The organism is Rufibacter sp. JT3400010, from assembly GCF_054956755.1.
The window spans coordinates 93274-111579 of the sequence record NZ_JBUDXA010000017.1 but is presented as its reverse complement, the minus strand read 5'-3'; the positions used below and the strand labels follow the sequence as shown (position 1 = coordinate 111579).

Genomic DNA, 18306 nt, shown 5'->3' with positions numbered 1-18306 from the left:
CGTTTCTTGCGAGCTAAACTATCGCATGTTTTGCTAAAGAGACCATTTATGTCGCGGAAGTTACTTCCGTGACTTTCTGCACTCCCAAGTCACGGAAGTAACTTCCGCGCCATAGTATTCTAAAGAAAAACGGCTGTTCTTGTAAGAACAGCCGTTTTTCTTTAGAATACTTAAAGCTGTTTTGGACCAGTTTCAATAAATTTTATCAAAAGAATAGCGATGCACAGTAGCCTTGATACTGCGCCATAAGCCTTTTACTAATTAGGTGGTAGTCCCCTCAGTATTGCGTATATTTGCACCCGCTTCCAAAAACGTGTCTTATGAATTGTTCAGTGACCAGAAGCAGCAACATCAACCTTGATTTTAGACCAACCTTATTTATATGGGACTTCGTTGTGGAATAGTGGGTTTGCCAAACGTGGGTAAATCTACGCTGTTCAATGCCTTGTCAAATGCCAAAGCCGAATCGGCTAACTACCCTTTCTGTACCATTGAACCCAACGTGGGTGTCATCACCGTGCCAGACGAGCGTTTAAAAACGCTGGAGGAACTGGTGCACCCAGAGCGCGTACTGCCCACCGTGATGGAGTTCGTAGACATTGCTGGTTTGGTGAAGGGTGCTAGCAAAGGCGAAGGCTTGGGCAACAAGTTCCTGGCCAACATTCGGGAAGTAGATGCCATCATCCACGTGATCCGGTGCTTTGACGATCCCAACATTGTGCACGTGGCCGGTGGCGTTGACCCTGTGTTTGACAAAGACGTGATTGACACCGAGCTTCAGTTGAAAGACTTGGAGTCCATTGACAAGAAGATTGCCAAAGTGGAGCGTACTGCCAAGTCCGGTGATGCCAAAGCCAAGAAGGAATTCGCCAGCTTACAGCGTTTCAAAGAACATCTGGAAAGTGGCAAGAACGCCCGCTCTTTGGATTACACCGAAGAAGACCTAGAGGCTGTAGAAGACTTGCAATTGCTGACCATTAAGCCGGTAATCTATGTAGCAAATGTAGACGAAGAGTCAATCCTGACGGGTAACAAGTTCCTGGATGCCCTCAAAGAGCACGTGAAAGATGAAAAAGCTGAGGTTGTGGTGATTTCCGCGGCCATTGAAGAGCAGATTGCTGATTTCACTGACCCTGAAGAAAAAGAAATGTTCCTGGGCGAGTACGGCCTGAAAGAATCTGGTCTAAACCAATTAATTAGAGCTTCTTACGCGTTGCTTGACCTTGTTACCTATTTCACCGCCGGGCCAAAAGAGGTACGCGCCTGGACCATCCGGAAAGGTTGGAAAGCACCGCAAGCGGCCGGGGTCATCCACACAGACTTTGAGAAAGGCTTTATTAGGGCAGAAGTAATCAAGCTAAAAGATTACGTTGAATATAAGTCTGAAGCAAAGATAAAAGAAGCTGGTAAAATGGCTTTAGAAGGCAAAGATTATGTGGTACAAGACGGTGATATCATGCACTTCAGATTCAATGTGTAATTGATTTATAGCATTTTACAAAAAAAGGAGAGCTAAACGCTCTCCTTTTTTTGTGTCTGTATATCTGCCTTCTTCTATCACTTTTAAATACGTAAGCCTTGAAGCAAGCTAGATTTAATAATTTGAAGTAGAATTATAATAACTTTTACAAAAAATAATCGTCTGAATATGTGCAAGTTACCTACTATGTAAATTCCTTTTTATCTATAAGAGGCAACATTTTAGTGGAAAACCTGTAAATATGTGCAGATTACTATATTACAACTCTTAAAAACTATGAAAAAAACATTACTTAAAGCTTCTGTACTCGGCGCATGGCTGCTGTCTATGGTTGCTCCATCAGAAACAATGGCTCAGTCCGCCGATAGACCGTGGGGGTTATCTATCTATGCGAACTCGATCCAGGCTCGGACGAATATTCGGAATGATATCTGGGACATGAGTAACTCATCGTGGGGCGGAGGTTTAGGTATTAACCGCTATCTCTCTCCTTCCTTTGACGTAGCGTTGCAATTGAACTACTTCAACCTGAAGCAGGACGCCAACAACGTGACGTACAACGTTACCGGATTTGGACCAGGCCGTTTTGATGACGAAATAGGAACTGCCAACTTAGGTCTGAAACTGAAACTGAACAACGGCAAAATCCTGAGCGAAACTGCTTTCTTACAACCATACCTGATTGCTGGTGTTGGTGCGCAGTACGCCAGCGTGGAAGCCTATCTGCCGGTAGCAAGACCAGGCGGAACCAATGAGTTCAAGTATGACGAAGGTATCCTTCGCATGAACTACATGGGTGGTGCCGGTATCGGTTTCAAAATCACTGAAGGAATTAGCCTGTTTGCACAGACTACCTTCAACTACCCAACTACCAACCTGATTGACGGTATTAAGCCGGGTAACTCAGATGAGTTGAACGACCGCTACCTGCAACACCAGTTCGGTTTAACCTTCGGGTTAGGCAAAGCCACTGACACAGACGGAGACGGTGTTTCTGACCGCCGTGACAAATGCCCAGACACTCCTGCTGGTGTGCAAGTGGACAAAACCGGTTGCCCGTTAGACGGTGACGGTGACGGTGTTCCAGATTACCAAGACAAATGTCCTACTGAAGCGGGTACTGCCGCTTTGGAAGGCTGCCCAGACAAAGACGGTGATGGTGTTCGTGACTCAGAAGATGAGTGCCCAGACCAAGCTGGTCCTGCTGCCACCAGAGGTTGCCCAGACGCAGACGGTGACGGTGTAGCAGACAAAAACGACACTTGCCCTAACACGCCAGCCGGTACCCGCGTGGATGCCAATGGTTGCCCAGTGGTTGTTGACCGTGACAATGACGGTGTAAACGATGATGTTGACCGTTGCCCAGATGTAGCTGGTTCTGCCGCTAACATGGGTTGTCCAGGCTTAGACGCTGAAGACAGCACCTACATGGCCCGCGTTCCTAAGATTGAGTTCGAGTTCAACAGAGCCGTTCTGAAGAGAACTTCTTACCCAACTCTGGACAGAATGTCTACCATGTTGTCTAAATACCCGCACTACAACCTGCGTATCTCTGGCCACGCTGACCACATTGGTTCAAACGAGTACAACCAAGAGCTTTCTGTTCGCAGAGCAGATGCCGCCAAGTCTTACTTGACAAACCAAAAAGGCGTAGCTTCTGACCGTATCATCACCGAAGGATTCGGGGAAGAGCGTCCGGTGGCTCCTAACACCACCAGCGCAGGCCGTGCCAGAAACCGCCGTGCTGAATTCCGTCTCTTCATTCAGTAGTCACCGAAGAGCAGTAAATGATAAGAAATGCCCGGCCGATTGGTCGGGCATTTCCGTTTTAAAGCCCTTTCTGAAAAACACCATGGAAAACGAACGTAAACTGGAAGTCTGGTTAAGAGGTCCCCTGCCAGATGTTCCTGCCTTGTTGCAACCAATTGCCCACGCCTTGCTGCAAGCGGTAGAAGAAGTGGAAGCCAATCTGCTCGGGTTCCCCGAGCCTCTGCTTTGGGAAAAACCCGCAGGGGTAGCCTCCGTTGGTTTCCATTTGCAGCACCTCAAAGGTGTTTTAGAACGTCTGTTTACCTATGCCCGTGGAGAATCTTTATCGCCGGAGGCACTTACCTATTTAAAAGGCGAAGGATCCCCGCCACCCCAAGGTACTTCCGTGCCGGAACTAGTACAGGCGTTTGTGGAACAGGTAGCTAAAGCAATCAATCAATTAAAGGAAATCAACCCAGAAACACTCCCAGAGCCAAGAGGCGTAGGCCGGGCCCAGCTCCCCTCTACCGTAGGCGGACTTCTCTTCCACGCCGCCGAACACACGCAACGGCATGTGGGTCAACTGCTGGTTACTGCTCGAATTCTGAGGGCTGATGTTTTGAAAGATAGATAAACCAATAGATCCCTCGCTCGCGGGACGCGAGTGTGAGCTACGTGCGGCCTCTGGCCGAGTAATAAGAATGTTTAATGTTTATTAGCGGCGGGACGCCGCAGGTAGCTCACACTCGCAGGACGCGAGCGAGGGGAATTGTTTCCTTAAAAGGATTATTCAAGCCGCACTAGCTGGTTTTACCCAAGAGTACTGTTTCCCATTTGTTTAAACAAAAACGTCCCCAAAACAGCAACTGCCTGACATCATGATCAGGCAGTTGCTGTTTTGGGGGCGTTTTCCCGAAAGGGAAATGAAAACAGGAGATTAGTTGTAGTTCGGCAGCAAGTTGTAGACTTCGCCGTACTCCAGCATCTGCTGCGTGAAGTTATTTGGGTACACCAGCAACACATCTACAATTTTCCCTTCCTTCACCACCGGGGTCAGCTTAGGTTGAATGAAACCCTGGTAAGGCGCAATGTTGAGCTTTCCGTAGCGCTGCAACACTTCCTTGTGCAGGGCCTGGTCTACGTTCACGCCGTACGTCTCCACCAGTTTCTCGGCGGCTTTGAAATCGCCTTCAGAGGTGATGCGCTGGGTTTCACGCAGCAACTGCCCGAAGAGGTCGCGCAGCTTCGTATAGTCATTGATCTTGAAATACGTCTTGCCCTCACGGGTTACGCGCTCAATCACGTTGTCTTTTTTGCCTTTCTCAAACGCCCAGGCGGCCACCATCTGGCGGTTCCTCATGTGGTCTTCTTCAATCTTTTCGCCGGGAGCCAGACGGGAAAGCTGGGTCATCAGACCATTCCGGATGTAGCCATCATATTCGGCTTTGCCGGCGTCCAGCGAAGGCATGACGCCCATCTGCACCAGTTTAGGGTCCATCACGTAATACAGGGCAACTAAATCGGCGCGACCTTCTTCCATGGTGCTGGCGTAGTTTTTCAGGGTCTGTTTAGGCGTGCCTACGCCCGGATTGATTTGCCCAGAGGCATGCCCAATCACTTCGTGCATGTCGGTGTGGAGGTCGCTGGCCAGGGAGCCGTATTTTTTGGCGCGGTCAATTTCCTCCTGGCTAAAGGCAAACTCGGTCAAGGCGCTGCCGCCGGTGTTCGCAGATTCATTGTACGCGTGCACGATGTTGCCCAGGTTCACTGATTTAGACCCGTGCTCTTTTCTGATCCAGTTCGCGTTGGGTAGGTTTATACCAATCGGCGTAGCCGGAGCCGCATCGCCGCCTTCTACCACCGTAGTAATAACTTTGGCCGTGATGCCTACCACGTTCTTTTTCTTGTGCTGCGGCAGCAACGGCGAGTTGTCCTCGAACCACTGCGCCTGGTCGCCGATGGCTTTGATGCGCTTGGTGGCTTCTTCATCCCTGAACGACACCACCGATTCATAGGAACCTTTCAGCCCCAAGGGGTCATCGTAGACCTCAATAAAGCCGTTCACCACGTCTATCTGCGAGTTCACGTCTTTGACCCAGGCAATGTTGTATTCGTCAAACGTTTTCAGGTCGCCGGTGCGGTAAAACTCGGCTAGTTTCTGGAGGGCGAGGCGTTGCTGGTCGTTTTCGGCTACGGTTACGGCTTTGTCCAGCCAGAACACAATGCGCTCAATGGCGGGGCCGTACATGCCGCCCACTTTCCAGACTTTCTCGGTGATCTGACCGTTCTCTTTGACCACTTTGGAGTTGAGGCCATGCGACACCGGGCGAGGGTCGTTCTTGATGTCTTTTTTGGCATAGAAGGCTTCCACCTCTTTCTGGGTCAAGCCCTCATAGAAATTTACGGCCGAGGTTTTGATCAGGTCTTCGCCCGCGGCTTTGTTTACCTGTTTGGCATCTAGCTTAGGGTCAAACAAGATCGGCGTGAGCCATTTGATGAAGCTTTCTACGCTTTCGCCGGGCTGTAACGGCAATTTGGCAACGGGTACCCGCCGGATGGAAGACGCGAGAAACTCCTGGCTGAACTCGGGCAGCATCTTGTTGGCGGAGTAATGGTGATGGATGCCGTTGGCGAACCACACCCGCTTGGTGTACTCCATGAACTTCTCCCAGTCGGGCGAAGTGGATCTATCCCGCTTGTTCTGCACCACGGCATCTAGCGTGCGCCGGATGCGCAGGTTGTGCTTGTAGTTCTGGTCATAGATAATGTCCCGGCCCGACAACGCCGCTTCATACAGATAATACAGTAACTCCTTCTGCTTGGCCGAGAGGTTCTCAAAACCCGGTACCCGGTAGCGCAGAATACGTAAATCGGCGAACTGTTCGGTCACAAAATTGAACGCGGAATCTGGCTGTATTACCTGCGGCGGCGAGGTCTGGGTTACGTTTACTAACTCCTGGTTTTTGACTACGCTGGCCTCACCGGGCATCATGGAAGCGGGAGAGGCAGCGGTGATCGTTTTTTTCGTACAGCTCCCCGCCAGCAAGGAAGCCAGCAAAAGCGCCGATACGGCTATGGGTGTTTTCTTCATGGTGTTCTGTCAAGTATAATCCTTAAAAGTAGGCAATAAGGTGCGGTAAGGCAAAAACCGCTCCGTTCTGACAGGAGGAACCAGTCAGCGCTGTTTCCCGCATCGTTTCCTGAAAACGGCTCTAAAACGCAGAGGCTGTTGGTTGTACGCGCTGGCTTTTGTGGCGAATGGGAGAAAAGACACTAAAAACCGCCAGAAAGAAATACCTTTAAATTTCAAAGCTCTGCAGGAAGAGAAAACCTTACTGCCTCTCACCACCATGGCGCCCCGGACAACGACTTTCTTTCACCAGCACCTTCTTCCGCTCTCTGTTATAGCTGTTCTGTTTCTGGTATATGCGCTTTTCCCAACCCAGAACTCTACCTCAGATGCCTATGATTATGCGGGGTGCGTGCGGTGGCAGGTAGATTTGTGGCAACCGCACCATCTGCTCTACAACATCACCGGCTTGGGTTTTTACGCGCTAGGGAGAGAACTGAAGATATCGGTGCTGCCACTGGAGTTGATGCAGTTGATGAACAGTGTTTTTGCGGGGTCAAGCCTGCTGGTTCTCTGGCGTATCTTAACCCGATTGCAGCAAAACGCAAAGGTGCAAACTGGGTTGATTCTACTGGCCGGAAGCAGTCTGGGAACCATGCGGTACGCCACCGAAAATGAATCGTACATTCTCCCGCTCTTCTTCTCTTTGCTGGGTACTTTTTTCTGGCTGCGTTTTCAACAACAAGGCAAAAAGACAGGCATTTTGTGGAGCAGTTTCTGGTCAGCTTTTGCGTGTTTGTACCATCAAGTGCATTTCTTCTGGTGGCTAGGGTTGGGCGTTTCCTTCCTGTTTTTGCCGAAGACGAATAAAAAGCAATTCATTTTGTTTCTACTGCCCGCGCTGGTGGTGCCTCTGGTTTATGCGGTGGTACTGTTCCTCCAGCACATCCCCTTCTCCCAGGCGCATCGGTTCGTTTTCCTGGACTTTTACAAAGGCGAGGTGGAAACCACCATTACCTACCAAAACTTCCTGCTCACCTTTATCTCCTTCCTTAGGACATTTCTGGAAGTCCATGGCCGCATCTACACATTGGTGAAGCAGAACATATTTTACATAATACCCGCACTAATTACTTTTGTAGCTTTGATACTGACGTGCAGAGAAATTTTAGCGAACCGCCAGATAGCGATACTCCAACATACGTCCGTGTTCAAGACCATTGCTATCGTTTTGCTGCTGCAACTGTTGTTTGCCTGGTATGCGGTGGGCAATGCCGAGTTCATGGTCATGGTGCCGGTACTCACGGCTATGCTGGCAGGTTGCTTTGTGTACCGCAGTAGCCGGTATGTGCTTTCATTGGGCGCAACTTTCTTTGTCTGGAACATGGCTTATGCGGTGCTCCCTAACTACTTTCTCACGTATACCAATCACGCCTGCTTGCAGGAGTTGGTGCAGCAACAGCCCACTGTCGTTCTTTTATTGCAAGACAAAAATGCGTTTGAGGCATACCATTTCTACCACGCTGGCCAGCAACTGCCCCATGCGTATGAAATCTCCTCTAAGCCAGAAGTGCTCACTCAGGTCATCCACCAAGCCCAGCAACACCAGCAACCGATCCTCACTGACTTTTCACCTGTAACTTCTGTCCTGAACCGGGCCTGGTTGATGAGCCACCATTCGGCTTCCCGGTTCTTTGAGCAGTATCACCTTAAACCAATTTCCTCCTGCCCCACTTTGTATGGAGACATCGGCCTGAAACAAATAACCTGTCTTTCCCCGACTCCTTCCTCTCCTAAAAAGGAGCTGCACTGATGCGTTTTGGTGCTATGTTTACGAAAACGGACCGCAAACTCACAAGTTTAAAAAGTACGAGAATACAGGCGCGAGACTCCAGTCTCGTGACACAGGATGAAGCGAGTCTCCAGACTCGCCGGGAACCACTAACATTAGTCCGCAACCCAGCCAGTAAAATACTAGAAACAAACTATTTACTTCCTGCCACAGAATGCTTACCTTAAAGTAAAAAAGAGACATGGCCGCTATTCACCACCTGCTAGACGAGTACGCCGAAAGCCACCGCAACGGCACCAACAAACTCATTCACTGGATCTGCGTTCCCGCTATTATGATTAGCCTGGTGGGGTTGATCTGGGCCATTCCAGTGCCGGAGTTCTTCCTGCGTTTACCTTTCGTTTTCAACTGGGGCATTCTGTTTGTGTTGCTGTGTATGATCTATTACGTGGCCCTCTCCCCCAGCCTCGCTCTGGGCATGATCCTGGTCACCTCTTTCTTCCTCTGGATTGTGTACCAGTTAGACCAGGTGCAACAACTACCGCTCTGGGCTTTATGCCTCCTCATCTTTGTGGTAGCCTGGGTGGGGCAGTTCATAGGGCACAAAATTGAAGGCAAGAAGCCGTCCTTTCTGAAAGATCTGCAATTTCTGCTCATCGGGCCGGTGTGGCTGTTGAGCTTTATCTACCAGAAAATAGGCATCAGGTATTAACCTCTTTCATTGGGTTAGGCTCTACAAGGTTCTCGAAACTTCATTTTGGGCGTATTTTCTAAATTTGGCCTAAAACGGATATAAACTATAATTTATAGGAGAGGCCACCATCGTTTTATTTCCGCCGTACTGGTTTCAAAGGAAGAGGTTCCCTACCTTCGCAGCCAATTACCGCCATTTGAAAAAGTTTGCCACTATAATGCTCCTGGGCCTAATGCTGACCACCTCGTTCAGCAAAGTCTTTATTGTGCTGGATTATGAGGCAAACAAGGCGTTCATTTCTAAATTTCTCTGTATTAACCGCGAAACGCCCCAAATGCACTGCAACGGGAAGTGCTACCTGGCTAAAAAACTGAAGAAGGCCGAACAAGACGGAAGTGCATCGGCCAAAGACCAGAAACAGAAAGAGGTGATTACCTTGTTCTATCAGCCGTTAGAGCGTTCTACTGACGTTACGTTTTCACAGAAAAACAGCTCCTATGCGGTTCTACCGGAAAACCGACCGGTAAACATGCCCTTCTCCATCTTCCATCCGCCCAAGCCTGCGGTATAGTATTAAGTGAACGTAGGTGACACCCACCTACGCGTATGCTGCTACGGGAATTTTTCCCCGGAAATACGGCTATGTCTGCTTTTTACAACCGTTAAGGCTTTTCTATGCAAAAAATTTTATCTGGCTTCATCGTCTGTATGATGTTGGCCCACTATGTCCATGCCCAATCTACGGTGAAAGGGCGGGTCATAGACGCGTATACCAAAGAGGCACTGGTGGGCGCCTCGGTCTCCATTAATCAAACCACCACCGGTACCATCAGTGGCCCTGATGGTAGTTTCACGCTCTCTGGCAAACAATCACCGGAATCTCTCCTGGTTTCTTACCTGGGCTACATTACCCAGGAAATTCAGGTGAAGGGAGATTTTGTGCAGGTGGCCCTGGCCCCGTCTGCCAACCATCTGAAACAGGTGGTGGTTTCGGCTAGCCGCGAGGCGCAGGCCCGCACCCAAACGCCGGTGGCCATTAGCACCATCTCCAGCCGGGTGCTCCAGGAAACCAAAGCCACCACGCTAGACCAGGTCCTGAACAAGGTAAGCGGCGTGTACATGGTGAACCTGGGCAATGAACAACACACCATGGCTATCCGGCAACCTATTGGCTACAAAAGCCTGTTCCTGTACCTGGAAGACGGCATTCCCATCCGTACCTCCGGCGATTTCAACCACAACGCGCTAATTGAGATCAACATGGCCGCCCTGAAAACCATTGAGGTGATCAGGGGGCCTGCTTCGTCGCTGTACGGAAGTGAGGCCATCGGCGGAGCCGTCAACTTCATTACGCAGGCGCCAACGCCCATGGCTAACGCCAAAATACAGCTGGAAACCAGCAACCAAGGCTACCGAAGAACCGATTTCAGCGTCTCCAATACCTTCGGGAAAGTGGGAATTTACGCCGGGGGGTATTACGCGGCGCAGCGCGATGGTATCATTAGCCACAGCGATTTTGATAAACTGGCGTTCACGCTACGGGCTGATTACCGCATCAGTGACCGCAGCAAGTTGACCACTTCGGCCACACTGGTAGACTACCAAACCGACCAGACCGGCGGACTGGACAGCACCCACTTCTTCCGGAAAGAGTACAGCAGCCAGCATACGTTCACGTACCGCAAGGTGAACGCCTTACGCCTGAGAAGCACGCTGGAACACACCTGGGATGCATCAAACCACACCAAGGCCACGCTGTTTTTCCGGCAGAATGCCATTGGGCAGAACCCGTTTTACGCCATTGCCAACGTGCGGGAAAATCCGCTGAAGGCGACGGGTGAAATCAATGAAGATGCGTTTTCCAGCTACGGTTTTATTGCCCAGCACCGCAAAACGTTTCCGTTTCTGAACGCCTCTCTCATTGCTGGCCTCTCCGCCGATTATAGCCCAGCCACCTACACTGCCCATTTCATTGACGTAGACCGCAGCGAAGCGGGCATTTACACCGGCTTTACGGCTAGTGATTCGCTCCTCACCCACTACGCCGTGGATTTGCTCAATACTGCCATCTACACCCAGGCCGAAATATCACCAGTAGACCAGTTGAAACTGGTAGCAGCCCTGCGGTATGACCGGCTGGATTATACGTTCAACAACTACCTGCCGCCCTCGGCATTTACCGGTGCCCCAGATGAAGAGAATGGCTACAAGCAGTTCTCACCTAAATTAGGTCTTACCTATGATTTCGGGAAGAGCAAGGGGGTTTACGCCAACTACAGCCTGGGTTTTGCGCCACCCCAAATCACCGAACTGTACCGCGGCGTGCAAGTACCCACGCTAAAATCGTCAGACTACCGCAGCTACGAAGTGGGCGGTTGGTGGAGTTTTCTGCAACACAAAGCTTACCTGGACGTGAGCGTGTACCAAATGGAAGGCACCAATGAAATCATCTCCGTAAGGCTAGACGATGGTTCTTACCGAAACCAAAACGCCGGAAGCACCCGCCACCGGGGCATAGAATACACGCTGCACTACACGCCCGTAGAGGCGCTTTCCTTTAGAGGAAGTGGAACCAATGCCCGGCACTGGTTTCTGAATTTTGTAGAAAGAGGAGCCGATTACTCGGGCAATGAAATGGCCACCGCCCCCAATTTTATCTGTAACGCAGAAGTGACCTATAAACCCGGTTTTCTGAAAGGCCTTCGGCTTAGTGCGGAGTGGCAACACGTGGGCAACTACTACATGGACCCCGTGAACAGCGAGTCTTACAGCGGTTACCACCTGTTCAACGCCCGGGTGGGCTACACGTTCCGGGGGGTTGAGGCCTGGGTAAACGCCATCAATCTCTCCAACGAACTCTACGCCACCACCGTGGACAAGTACTCCTACGGCAAAAGCTACCGCCAGGGCGTTCCGCGCACCTTCAATGCAGGCTTGGGCTACCAGTTTACAGCCAAAGGAAGGTAAGTGAATGCAGTCATCTGGTCATATTGCTAGCTACCCGTTACGACAGCTATGTCCCTCTGTACTCCGCTTCCTGCTGCCACACTTTGTCATCCTGAAAGGAACTTGTGGTCGAACTGTGATGGCCTTGAATCAATACATTTCTGGTCCGCGCACAAGATCTTTCCAAAATATCAAAACCTGGGTTTAAGAACTCTTTCCTGAATTTAAGTAGCGAAACACCATCAATCCGTTTAAGCCTTTATTCTTCAAACAGCTTCAAAACGACATTTCAAATCAACAGCAGCACCTTCAGACACACATGAAATCAACTTATATTTATTCCATTTCCTTCTTGGGTTTACTTGTTCTTTCCCTCATTGGCTGTCAGCCGAAGCCAGTGGAAGAAGCGACATCCAGGCAAAGAATTTCTCAGGCGAACCTGAAAGCCTCCTGCCCTTACCTCACCAAAGACCACCAAGGCAACCCGGTGTTGTGCTGGGTGCAGGCGCAGGATACCACCGGTAACTTCCTGTTGATGTACGCCCGCTCCGCGGATGACGGCAAAACCTTCGGGAAAGCAGTGGCTATCCCCACCTCCGCAGGTGTTTATCCGCATGACGAGAATTTGTCTAAGCTGCTGTTCAAACCCAACGGCGACCTGCTGGCCATGTTTGCCGTGCAGAACCCGAATCCTGACAACAGCTACGCCGGCTTGGTGAAATACACCCAATCCTTTGACGGCGGCAAAACCTGGACCGCTGCCCGCCAATTGGCGCTAGACGCCGAAAACAGCATTGATGAACGCTATTTCGACATTGCTTTGCTGCCAACCGGCGAAGTGGCCGCTATCTGGCTAGATTCGCGCAAGAACACGCCCAAAGAAGGCTCCAGTCTCTATTTCTCTAATACCAGCGGCCGCAATGGTTTCACCTATGAAAAAGTGATTGACCAGCAGCTTTGCCAATGCTGCCGCACCGATCTGTTTGTAGACGGCACCGGTAAACTCCACGCCGCATACCGCGCCATCCTCAACGACAGCATCAGAGACATGATGCACTTGGTTTCAACAGACAACGGCCAGACCTTCGCCCCTCGTGAACGCATTAGCCCAGATAATTGGGCGATTGACGGCTGTCCGCATACCGGCCCTACCCTGGCCTGGAACAGCAATGGGTTACACGCTGCCTGGTACACCATGGGCGGCGGCAGTGGCGTATTTTACAGCCATAAAAAAGGGGAAAATGCCTTTGCTCCGCGCGAAGCCGTGAGCCAACTACCCTCCGCGAAGCACCCGCAACTCACCAGCTACGGCCAGAACCAACTGGCGCTGGTATGGGATGAACAGGTACCTACCCCAGGCAAATTCAATAACCGAATTGGCTTACAGCTTAGAGATACCTCGGGCAAACCCATCAAACACACGTACCTCACCGCAGACTCCACCAACACCACGCACCCCGTCATTCTAGGTCTGGACAATACCGCCGTTTTAGTTGCCTATACCCAAAAACAAGAGAAAAACAGCGAAGTCTGGTATCAGGTAGTGAAGAACGGCAGCACTAATTAATCCTTTATCAGTTTGCTGTAATGCGAAAGAGCGTTTCAGGTCTGTTTTTGAGTAAACAGATCTGAAACGCTCTTTGGTCCTTCTGATGAGGGGAATACGCCTTTGTCTTTATGGCTCACGGAAGTTGCAAACTTCCGGTCATTTTGGGTCCAAGTCACAGACTTGAACCATGTTTACTAGTGGGAATGCGTGTGACCGGCAGGTGTAAACATCCCCCTTCCCCTCTTTCAAAGGGGGGCTCTGCTTTTGAGAGCTGAAGCCTATTGCTCCTTTCCCAGTTCCAGTCTTTCCTGAGCGCGCCTCGCTTTTGGCCATAGACAGACACCACCTAAGAGCAATAAACAGTCCAGGCCGAAAGGGCAGTGCGAGAGGGGAAGACGGGGCCTCGCGGCCGTGAGCGCACGGAGGGAAACCATGCAACAACATAGCATAAGGGCTCCGCATCAACCACCCGCCACGCCAGCAACAGGCAAACCCCATGCACCAACCAATCCAAGGCAAAACCAAAACAGGATAAAGAGCTTAGTTATACCCTACTTTCCAGAAAACAACCTCAAAACAAACACACACTATCCTTCAGACCGAAGCACCTCCAACGGAGACCGATTCACCACCGCCCGGCTGTTAAACAGCCCAATGAGAACGGTAAGGGTAGAAATAAGTAGGAACAACAAAACCACCGGCCAAAGCTGCGGCGTGAACGAAGTCTCAAAACTGTACTTCGCCAGGGCCCAACTGCCAATCAAAGACAAGACAATCCCGGTACCAGCAGCCAAAGCCCCTAAGAAGAAGTATTCCAAGGCAGTAATGAGGAAAATCTGCTTGCGGTTAGCCCCTAAGGTGCGGAGCAACACACTCTCCTGCATGCGTTGGTACTTGCTGATGAGCACCGAGGAAATGAGCACCACCAACCCGGTAATGATGCTGAAACCCGCCATGAACCGGATCACAAAGCCAATCTTGTCCAGCAACTCGTCCATGACGCTCAGAATGAGTTCCAGGTCAATGATGGAGATATTGGGGAATTGCCGCACTACCGCCTGCTGGAAACTAGCTGATTTTTCGGCCGTAGGCACTTTGGTCATGAGTACATGGAACTGCGGGGCAGCCTCCAGCACGCCTACCGGAAAAACGACCCGGAAATTGGTTTGAATGCGGTTCCAGTCTACTTCGCGCAAGCTGCCCACTACGGTGGGGATGAGTGCTCCCTGCACGTTGAACACAATCTGGTCGCCTACTTCTACCCTAATCCGCTCGGCGTAATTCTGGTCTAAGGAAACGTAAACGGTATCCTCGGGCGAAACCACTTTACCGTGCCAGGTTCCTGCCACCACTTTTTCAGCATCGGTGAGGGATCCTCTGAAAGTAGACCTGATTTCGCGCTGAAAGGCTCTGGGCGAAGCCTCTGAGGTGCTGTCTTCTTGTTCTAGTACCTGCTCGGCGGTTTGGCCGTTGATCTCCTCAATGCGCATGGTCACAATAGGTACCTGCTGCAACACGGGCAATCCCTGCTGTCTGGTGAGTTCGGCAATGGCTTCGCGCTGGCCCTGCTGAATGTCAAACAAGACCATATTGGGCTGGTTCTCGCGCGCCGACAGTGTGACTTGGTTGAGTAATATAGTCTGCACAAAGTACAGGGTGCTGATGAAAGCGGTGCCCAACCCAATGGAGACAATCAGGATAAGCGTTTGGTTATTGGGTCGGAAAAGGTTGGCCAGCCCCTGCCGCCACAGATAACTCCACGACTCGGGAAAGAACCGCCGTACGGCCCACATCAGGCCCCAAGCCATACCGGTTAACACCAGAAAGCCTGCCAATACGCCCAAGGTAAAATAAGCCGCCTCTTTCAGTTTTTCGGTCTGCAGGTACGTGAACCCGAAGATGAACAGCAGAATAAGCCCATATACTAACCATTTCAACGGATCTTTGAACATGCTGGTATTCTCCAAAGATAAACGCAGTGTGTTGAGCGGCGATACGTTTCTGATGCTGACCAACGGCAGCAGCGAGAACAGCAGCGAGATCATGAGCCCCAAGCCAATGCCCTGCAAAATGGCCAACCAGGAAATAGCGACGGTAATCTTGATAGGCAACAGATCCTGCAACACCTGCGGCAACAATTGCTGCACCACCGTTCCCAGCGCCGCTCCCAGAATAGACCCCAGCAACCCGATGCCCAGAATCTGAATCACGTAGATCAGGAAAGCCTGCACCGCACTCACGCCCAAACACCGCAGAATAGCAATGGAACGCAGCTTCTCCCTGATGTACACGTGAATAGCACTGGCCACGCCAATGCTGCCCAGCAGCAAGGCAATAAAGCCCACCAAGGCCAGGAAACTGGTCAGGTCCTTGAACGAACGGCCCATGTCTTCGCGCTGCGTCTCAATAGTCTCGGTGTTCAGGGCCTCCTTTTCCAACCGGGGCTCCAACTTGTCTACCAGTTTCTTGACATCTGTGGGAGAATCATACTTGTAGTAGAACAGATAATTGATGCGACTGCCTTTCTGCTCCAGGCCCGTTTGGGCCAGAAAGCGCAGCGGAATATACACTGCCGGAGCCACCGTAGCCGAAATACCCGTCTGCCCCGGTGCTTTGTTCAGGATACCGGCAATCTGAAACGTTACCTCGCCCACTTTAATGGAGTCCCCTACCCGGGCACCAAACTGTAGCATGAGCGTTTTGTCCACCAGCGCCTGTTGCCCGTTCCTGAAGGTTTGGGCCGCAGCGGCGGGTACGGTTTCCAAAGTGCCGTAGTAGGGAAATTGACCTTCCAACGCCCGTATCTGTACCAAACGGGTGCCCTGGCTTTTGGGGAACAGAATCATGGAGGCGAAGCTCCGTTCGCGGGAACGTCGGTTCCCCAGTGAATCTAACAACGGCAGCATCTTCGGGTCTACCGCGCGGTTACTCGTAATCACCAAATCGGCCCCAATCAACTCCTTGGCCTGGTTGTCAATGTCCGCGCGCAGGTTGTAGCCGAACGAGAAAATGGCCACCAACGCCGCTATGCCCAGAATGATGGAAGAGATGAAAAGAAACAAACGTGAGCGGTTTCGGCGGCTATCTCGCCAAGCCATCTGCACCAACCACGGAAAATTAAGTTTATTCATTAGGTTAATGTGCTAATTAGATAATGTGCTAATGTGCTAATTATTTCATGTGAAGTGGGGAAACGCGCCAATACTGTACTGAAGATTGAGGAGGTTGAAAGCTAAAAAAGTACTTTCGTCTTCTTTTCGCAATCGCTTCATTAATCATTTTTCAATAGCACATTAGCACATTAACCAATTAGCACATTACACTATCGTTCTTTCATCAGAGACCAGCTTGCCGCCTTTTACCCGCAGAATGCGCTGGGTTTTGGAGGCTAGTTCGGCGTCATGGGTTACTAAGACCAAAGTGGTGCCCGCTTCGCGGTTAAGGTCGAAAATGAGTTTGACAACTTTCTCGCTGGTCTCGGCGTCCAGGTTGCCGGTGGGTTCATCGGCGAAAAGGATTTTGGGTTTGTTGGAGAAAGCCCGGGCCAATGATACCCGCTGCTGCTCACCGCCCGACAGTTGGGTAGGATAATGGTGCGCCCTTTCCGCTAGTCCAACTTTGTCCAGCAGTTCCAGCGCCCGGGGTTTGATGTTCTTCTCTCCCCTGAGTTCCAGCGGCACCATCACGTTTTCCAGGGCGGTGAGTGTGGGCAGTAGTTGAAAGTTCTGGAAGATAAAACCCACGTACTGGTTTCTGACCTGCGCGCGCGCATCTTCACTGAGCGTATCTAGCCGTATGCCGTTCAGTTCCACCAATCCGGAAGTGGAACGGTCTAGCCCGGCACACAATCCCAAAAGCGTAGTTTTCCCGCTTCCCGATGGCCCCACAATGGAAATGGTGGCTTTTTCCTCTACAGAGAAGTTGATATTGTCCAGTACGGTTAAGGTATGGCCGGTACTTTGGTAGGTTTTGGTAAGATCCTGAATATGCAGAATGGGCGTCACAAGCAATGGTTTGAGTAAGAATAGAATCAGTTCTCTTGCCGTATAAGCAAACGGCAAATTACAGAACAGGATTTAAAATCCTTTGTTTAAAACCCAAACGGCAGAAACCAGTTATAAGTACTTTCTTTGCGTGTGAACAAGAAAACGAAACAACATGTATAAACCAACATTGATATATTTGCTGCTCTTGGTTTGGTGGTGTGCGGGCTGCTCTGAAAAAGGAAAACAGCAGGACAAAACGGCTTCCGAAACCAGCCAGGAAAAAACGAACAAGGCCCCTCAAACTATGAAAAATATCCTCTTCTTCGGTAACAGCCTCACTGCGGGCTACGGACTTGCTTCTTCGTCAGAATCTTTCCCGGCCCTTCTCCAGAAAAAAATCGACTCGCTGGATTTGCCCTACAAAGCCATCAATGCGGGCTTAAGCGGCGAAACCTCGGCGGGCGGCAAAAACCGAATTGACTGGCTTCTGCGGCAACCGGTAGACGTGTTTGTACTGGAACTAGGCGCCAACGACGGGCTTAGAGGCATTCCGCCGTCAGAAACGAAGAAGAACCTCCAGGCCATTGTAGACAAAGTACGAGCCAAATACCCCGAGGCCAAACTGGTCATGCTGGGCATGGAAGTGCCCCCCAACATGGGCGGCGCCTACGCCGGCGAGTTCAGGGTGATTTTCCGGCAACTAGCTACTGAGAATAAGATGGCCCTGGTGCCTTTCCTGCTGGAAGGTGTGGGCGGAGTCCGTTTCCTGAACCAGGCAGACGGCGTACACCCCACCGCCGCCGGTCAGAAGATTCTGGCCAATAACGTGTGGGAAGTTTTGAAAGACGTATTATAACGGACTTACGCTACAACAAAACCCCTTCCGTTTAGAAGTTGATTCCTGAAAATCAGCCTCTAAACGGAAGGGGGTTGCTTTTGTGTCTCTTTACTTCAGGTTATGATGCTATTTCAAAGCAGAGCAAACTTACTCTACACTAAATTATCATCCTAAAGGATCTTGTGAGCAAGCTAGAAAATAT

The 18306-nt window shown here is 50.7% G+C and carries 12 protein-coding genes; 9 read left to right on the top strand and 3 right to left on the bottom strand.

The window, feature by feature from the left end:
• Positions 1–382: 382 nt before the first annotated feature.
• From ychF to ACY0JR_RS15255, 3 genes are all read left to right on the top strand, one after another.
• Positions 383–1480 carry a redox-regulated ATPase YchF gene (gene ychF, locus ACY0JR_RS15265; protein ID WP_462634981.1) on the top strand — a complete coding sequence of 366 codons (1098 nt, stop codon included), beginning with the start codon at positions 383–385 and terminating at the stop codon, positions 1478–1480.
• A gap of 276 nt (positions 1481–1756) precedes the next feature.
• Positions 1757–3250 (top strand): OmpA family protein, encoded by a 1494-nt coding sequence (locus tag ACY0JR_RS15260; protein WP_462634980.1) that lies wholly within the window; start codon positions 1757–1759, stop codon positions 3248–3250.
• Positions 3251–3332: 82 nt separating this feature from the next.
• Positions 3333–3863 carry a DinB family protein gene (locus tag ACY0JR_RS15255; RefSeq protein ID WP_462634979.1) on the top strand — a complete coding sequence of 177 codons (531 nt, stop codon included), beginning with the start codon at positions 3333–3335 and terminating at the stop codon, positions 3861–3863.
• A 303-nt stretch (positions 3864–4166) separates the two neighbouring features.
• On the opposite strand, the gene ACY0JR_RS15250 is transcribed toward ACY0JR_RS15255, so the two are convergent.
• On the bottom strand, positions 4167–6320 hold the full coding sequence (locus tag ACY0JR_RS15250; protein WP_462634978.1) for a dipeptidyl-peptidase 3 family protein: 2154 nt from the start codon (positions 6318–6320) through the stop codon (positions 4167–4169).
• A 259-nt stretch (positions 6321–6579) separates the two neighbouring features.
• Between ACY0JR_RS15250 and ACY0JR_RS15245 the strand changes: the two genes are divergently transcribed.
• The 5 genes from ACY0JR_RS15245 (at position 6580) to ACY0JR_RS15225 (ending at position 13298) form a co-directional block, all read left to right on the top strand.
• The gene (locus tag ACY0JR_RS15245; protein WP_462634977.1) at positions 6580–8112 is read left to right on the top strand and encodes a hypothetical protein; all 1533 of its coding nucleotides are present in this window, start codon (positions 6580–6582) and stop codon (positions 8110–8112) included.
• 220 nt (positions 8113–8332) lie between these two features.
• Complete coding sequence (locus ACY0JR_RS15240; protein ID WP_462634976.1) at positions 8333–8803, top strand: Mpo1 family 2-hydroxy fatty acid dioxygenase; 471 nt, start codon at positions 8333–8335, stop codon at positions 8801–8803.
• Between the two features lie 199 nt (positions 8804–9002).
• A complete protein-coding gene (locus ACY0JR_RS15235; RefSeq protein ID WP_462634975.1) occupies positions 9003–9356 on the top strand; it encodes a hypothetical protein in 354 nt (117 codons plus the stop codon).
• Between the two features lie 104 nt (positions 9357–9460).
• Positions 9461–11752, top strand: coding sequence for a TonB-dependent receptor (locus ACY0JR_RS15230; protein ID WP_462634974.1), 2292 nt, complete (start codon positions 9461–9463; stop codon positions 11750–11752).
• Between the two features lie 298 nt (positions 11753–12050).
• Entirely contained in the window at positions 12051–13298 is a 1248-nt protein-coding gene (locus tag ACY0JR_RS15225; protein ID WP_462634973.1) for a sialidase family protein, read from the top strand.
• A gap of 569 nt (positions 13299–13867) precedes the next feature.
• Here the strand turns inward: ACY0JR_RS15225 and ACY0JR_RS15220 are convergent.
• On the bottom strand, positions 13868–16411 hold the full coding sequence (locus ACY0JR_RS15220; RefSeq protein WP_462634972.1) for an ABC transporter permease: 2544 nt from the start codon (positions 16409–16411) through the stop codon (positions 13868–13870).
• 186 nt (positions 16412–16597) lie between these two features.
• Positions 16598–17284, bottom strand: coding sequence for an ABC transporter ATP-binding protein (locus ACY0JR_RS15215; RefSeq protein ID WP_462634971.1), 687 nt, complete (start codon positions 17282–17284; stop codon positions 16598–16600).
• A gap of 286 nt (positions 17285–17570) precedes the next feature.
• Here ACY0JR_RS15215 and ACY0JR_RS15210 point away from each other — a divergent pair, with 286 nt between their 5' ends.
• Positions 17571–18122, top strand: a complete 552-nt coding sequence (locus ACY0JR_RS15210; RefSeq protein ID WP_462634970.1) for an arylesterase — start codon at positions 17571–17573, stop codon at positions 18120–18122.
• The last annotated feature ends 184 nt before the right edge of the window (positions 18123–18306 follow it).

Excerpts from the sequence above, each read along its gene's own strand:
- ychF (WP_462634981.1), top strand. The coding sequence starts at position 383 with ATGGGACTTCGTTGTGGAATAGTGGGTTTGCCAAACGTGGGTAAATCT.
- ACY0JR_RS15260 (WP_462634980.1), top strand. The coding sequence starts at position 1,757 with ATGAAAAAAACATTACTTAAAGCTTCTGTACTCGGCGCATGGCTGCTG.
- ACY0JR_RS15255 (WP_462634979.1), top strand. The coding sequence starts at position 3,333 with ATGGAAAACGAACGTAAACTGGAAGTCTGGTTAAGAGGTCCCCTGCCA.
- ACY0JR_RS15250 (WP_462634978.1), bottom strand. The coding sequence starts at position 6,320 with ATGAAGAAAACACCCATAGCCGTATCGGCGCTTTTGCTGGCTTCCTTG.
- ACY0JR_RS15245 (WP_462634977.1), top strand. The coding sequence starts at position 6,580 with ATGGCGCCCCGGACAACGACTTTCTTTCACCAGCACCTTCTTCCGCTC.
- ACY0JR_RS15240 (WP_462634976.1), top strand. The coding sequence starts at position 8,333 with ATGGCCGCTATTCACCACCTGCTAGACGAGTACGCCGAAAGCCACCGC.
- ACY0JR_RS15235 (WP_462634975.1), top strand. The coding sequence starts at position 9,003 with ATGCTCCTGGGCCTAATGCTGACCACCTCGTTCAGCAAAGTCTTTATT.
- ACY0JR_RS15230 (WP_462634974.1), top strand. The coding sequence starts at position 9,461 with ATGCAAAAAATTTTATCTGGCTTCATCGTCTGTATGATGTTGGCCCAC.
- ACY0JR_RS15225 (WP_462634973.1), top strand. The coding sequence starts at position 12,051 with ATGAAATCAACTTATATTTATTCCATTTCCTTCTTGGGTTTACTTGTT.
- ACY0JR_RS15220 (WP_462634972.1), bottom strand. The coding sequence starts at position 16,411 with ATGAATAAACTTAATTTTCCGTGGTTGGTGCAGATGGCTTGGCGAGAT.
- ACY0JR_RS15210 (WP_462634970.1), top strand. The coding sequence starts at position 17,571 with ATGAAAAATATCCTCTTCTTCGGTAACAGCCTCACTGCGGGCTACGGA.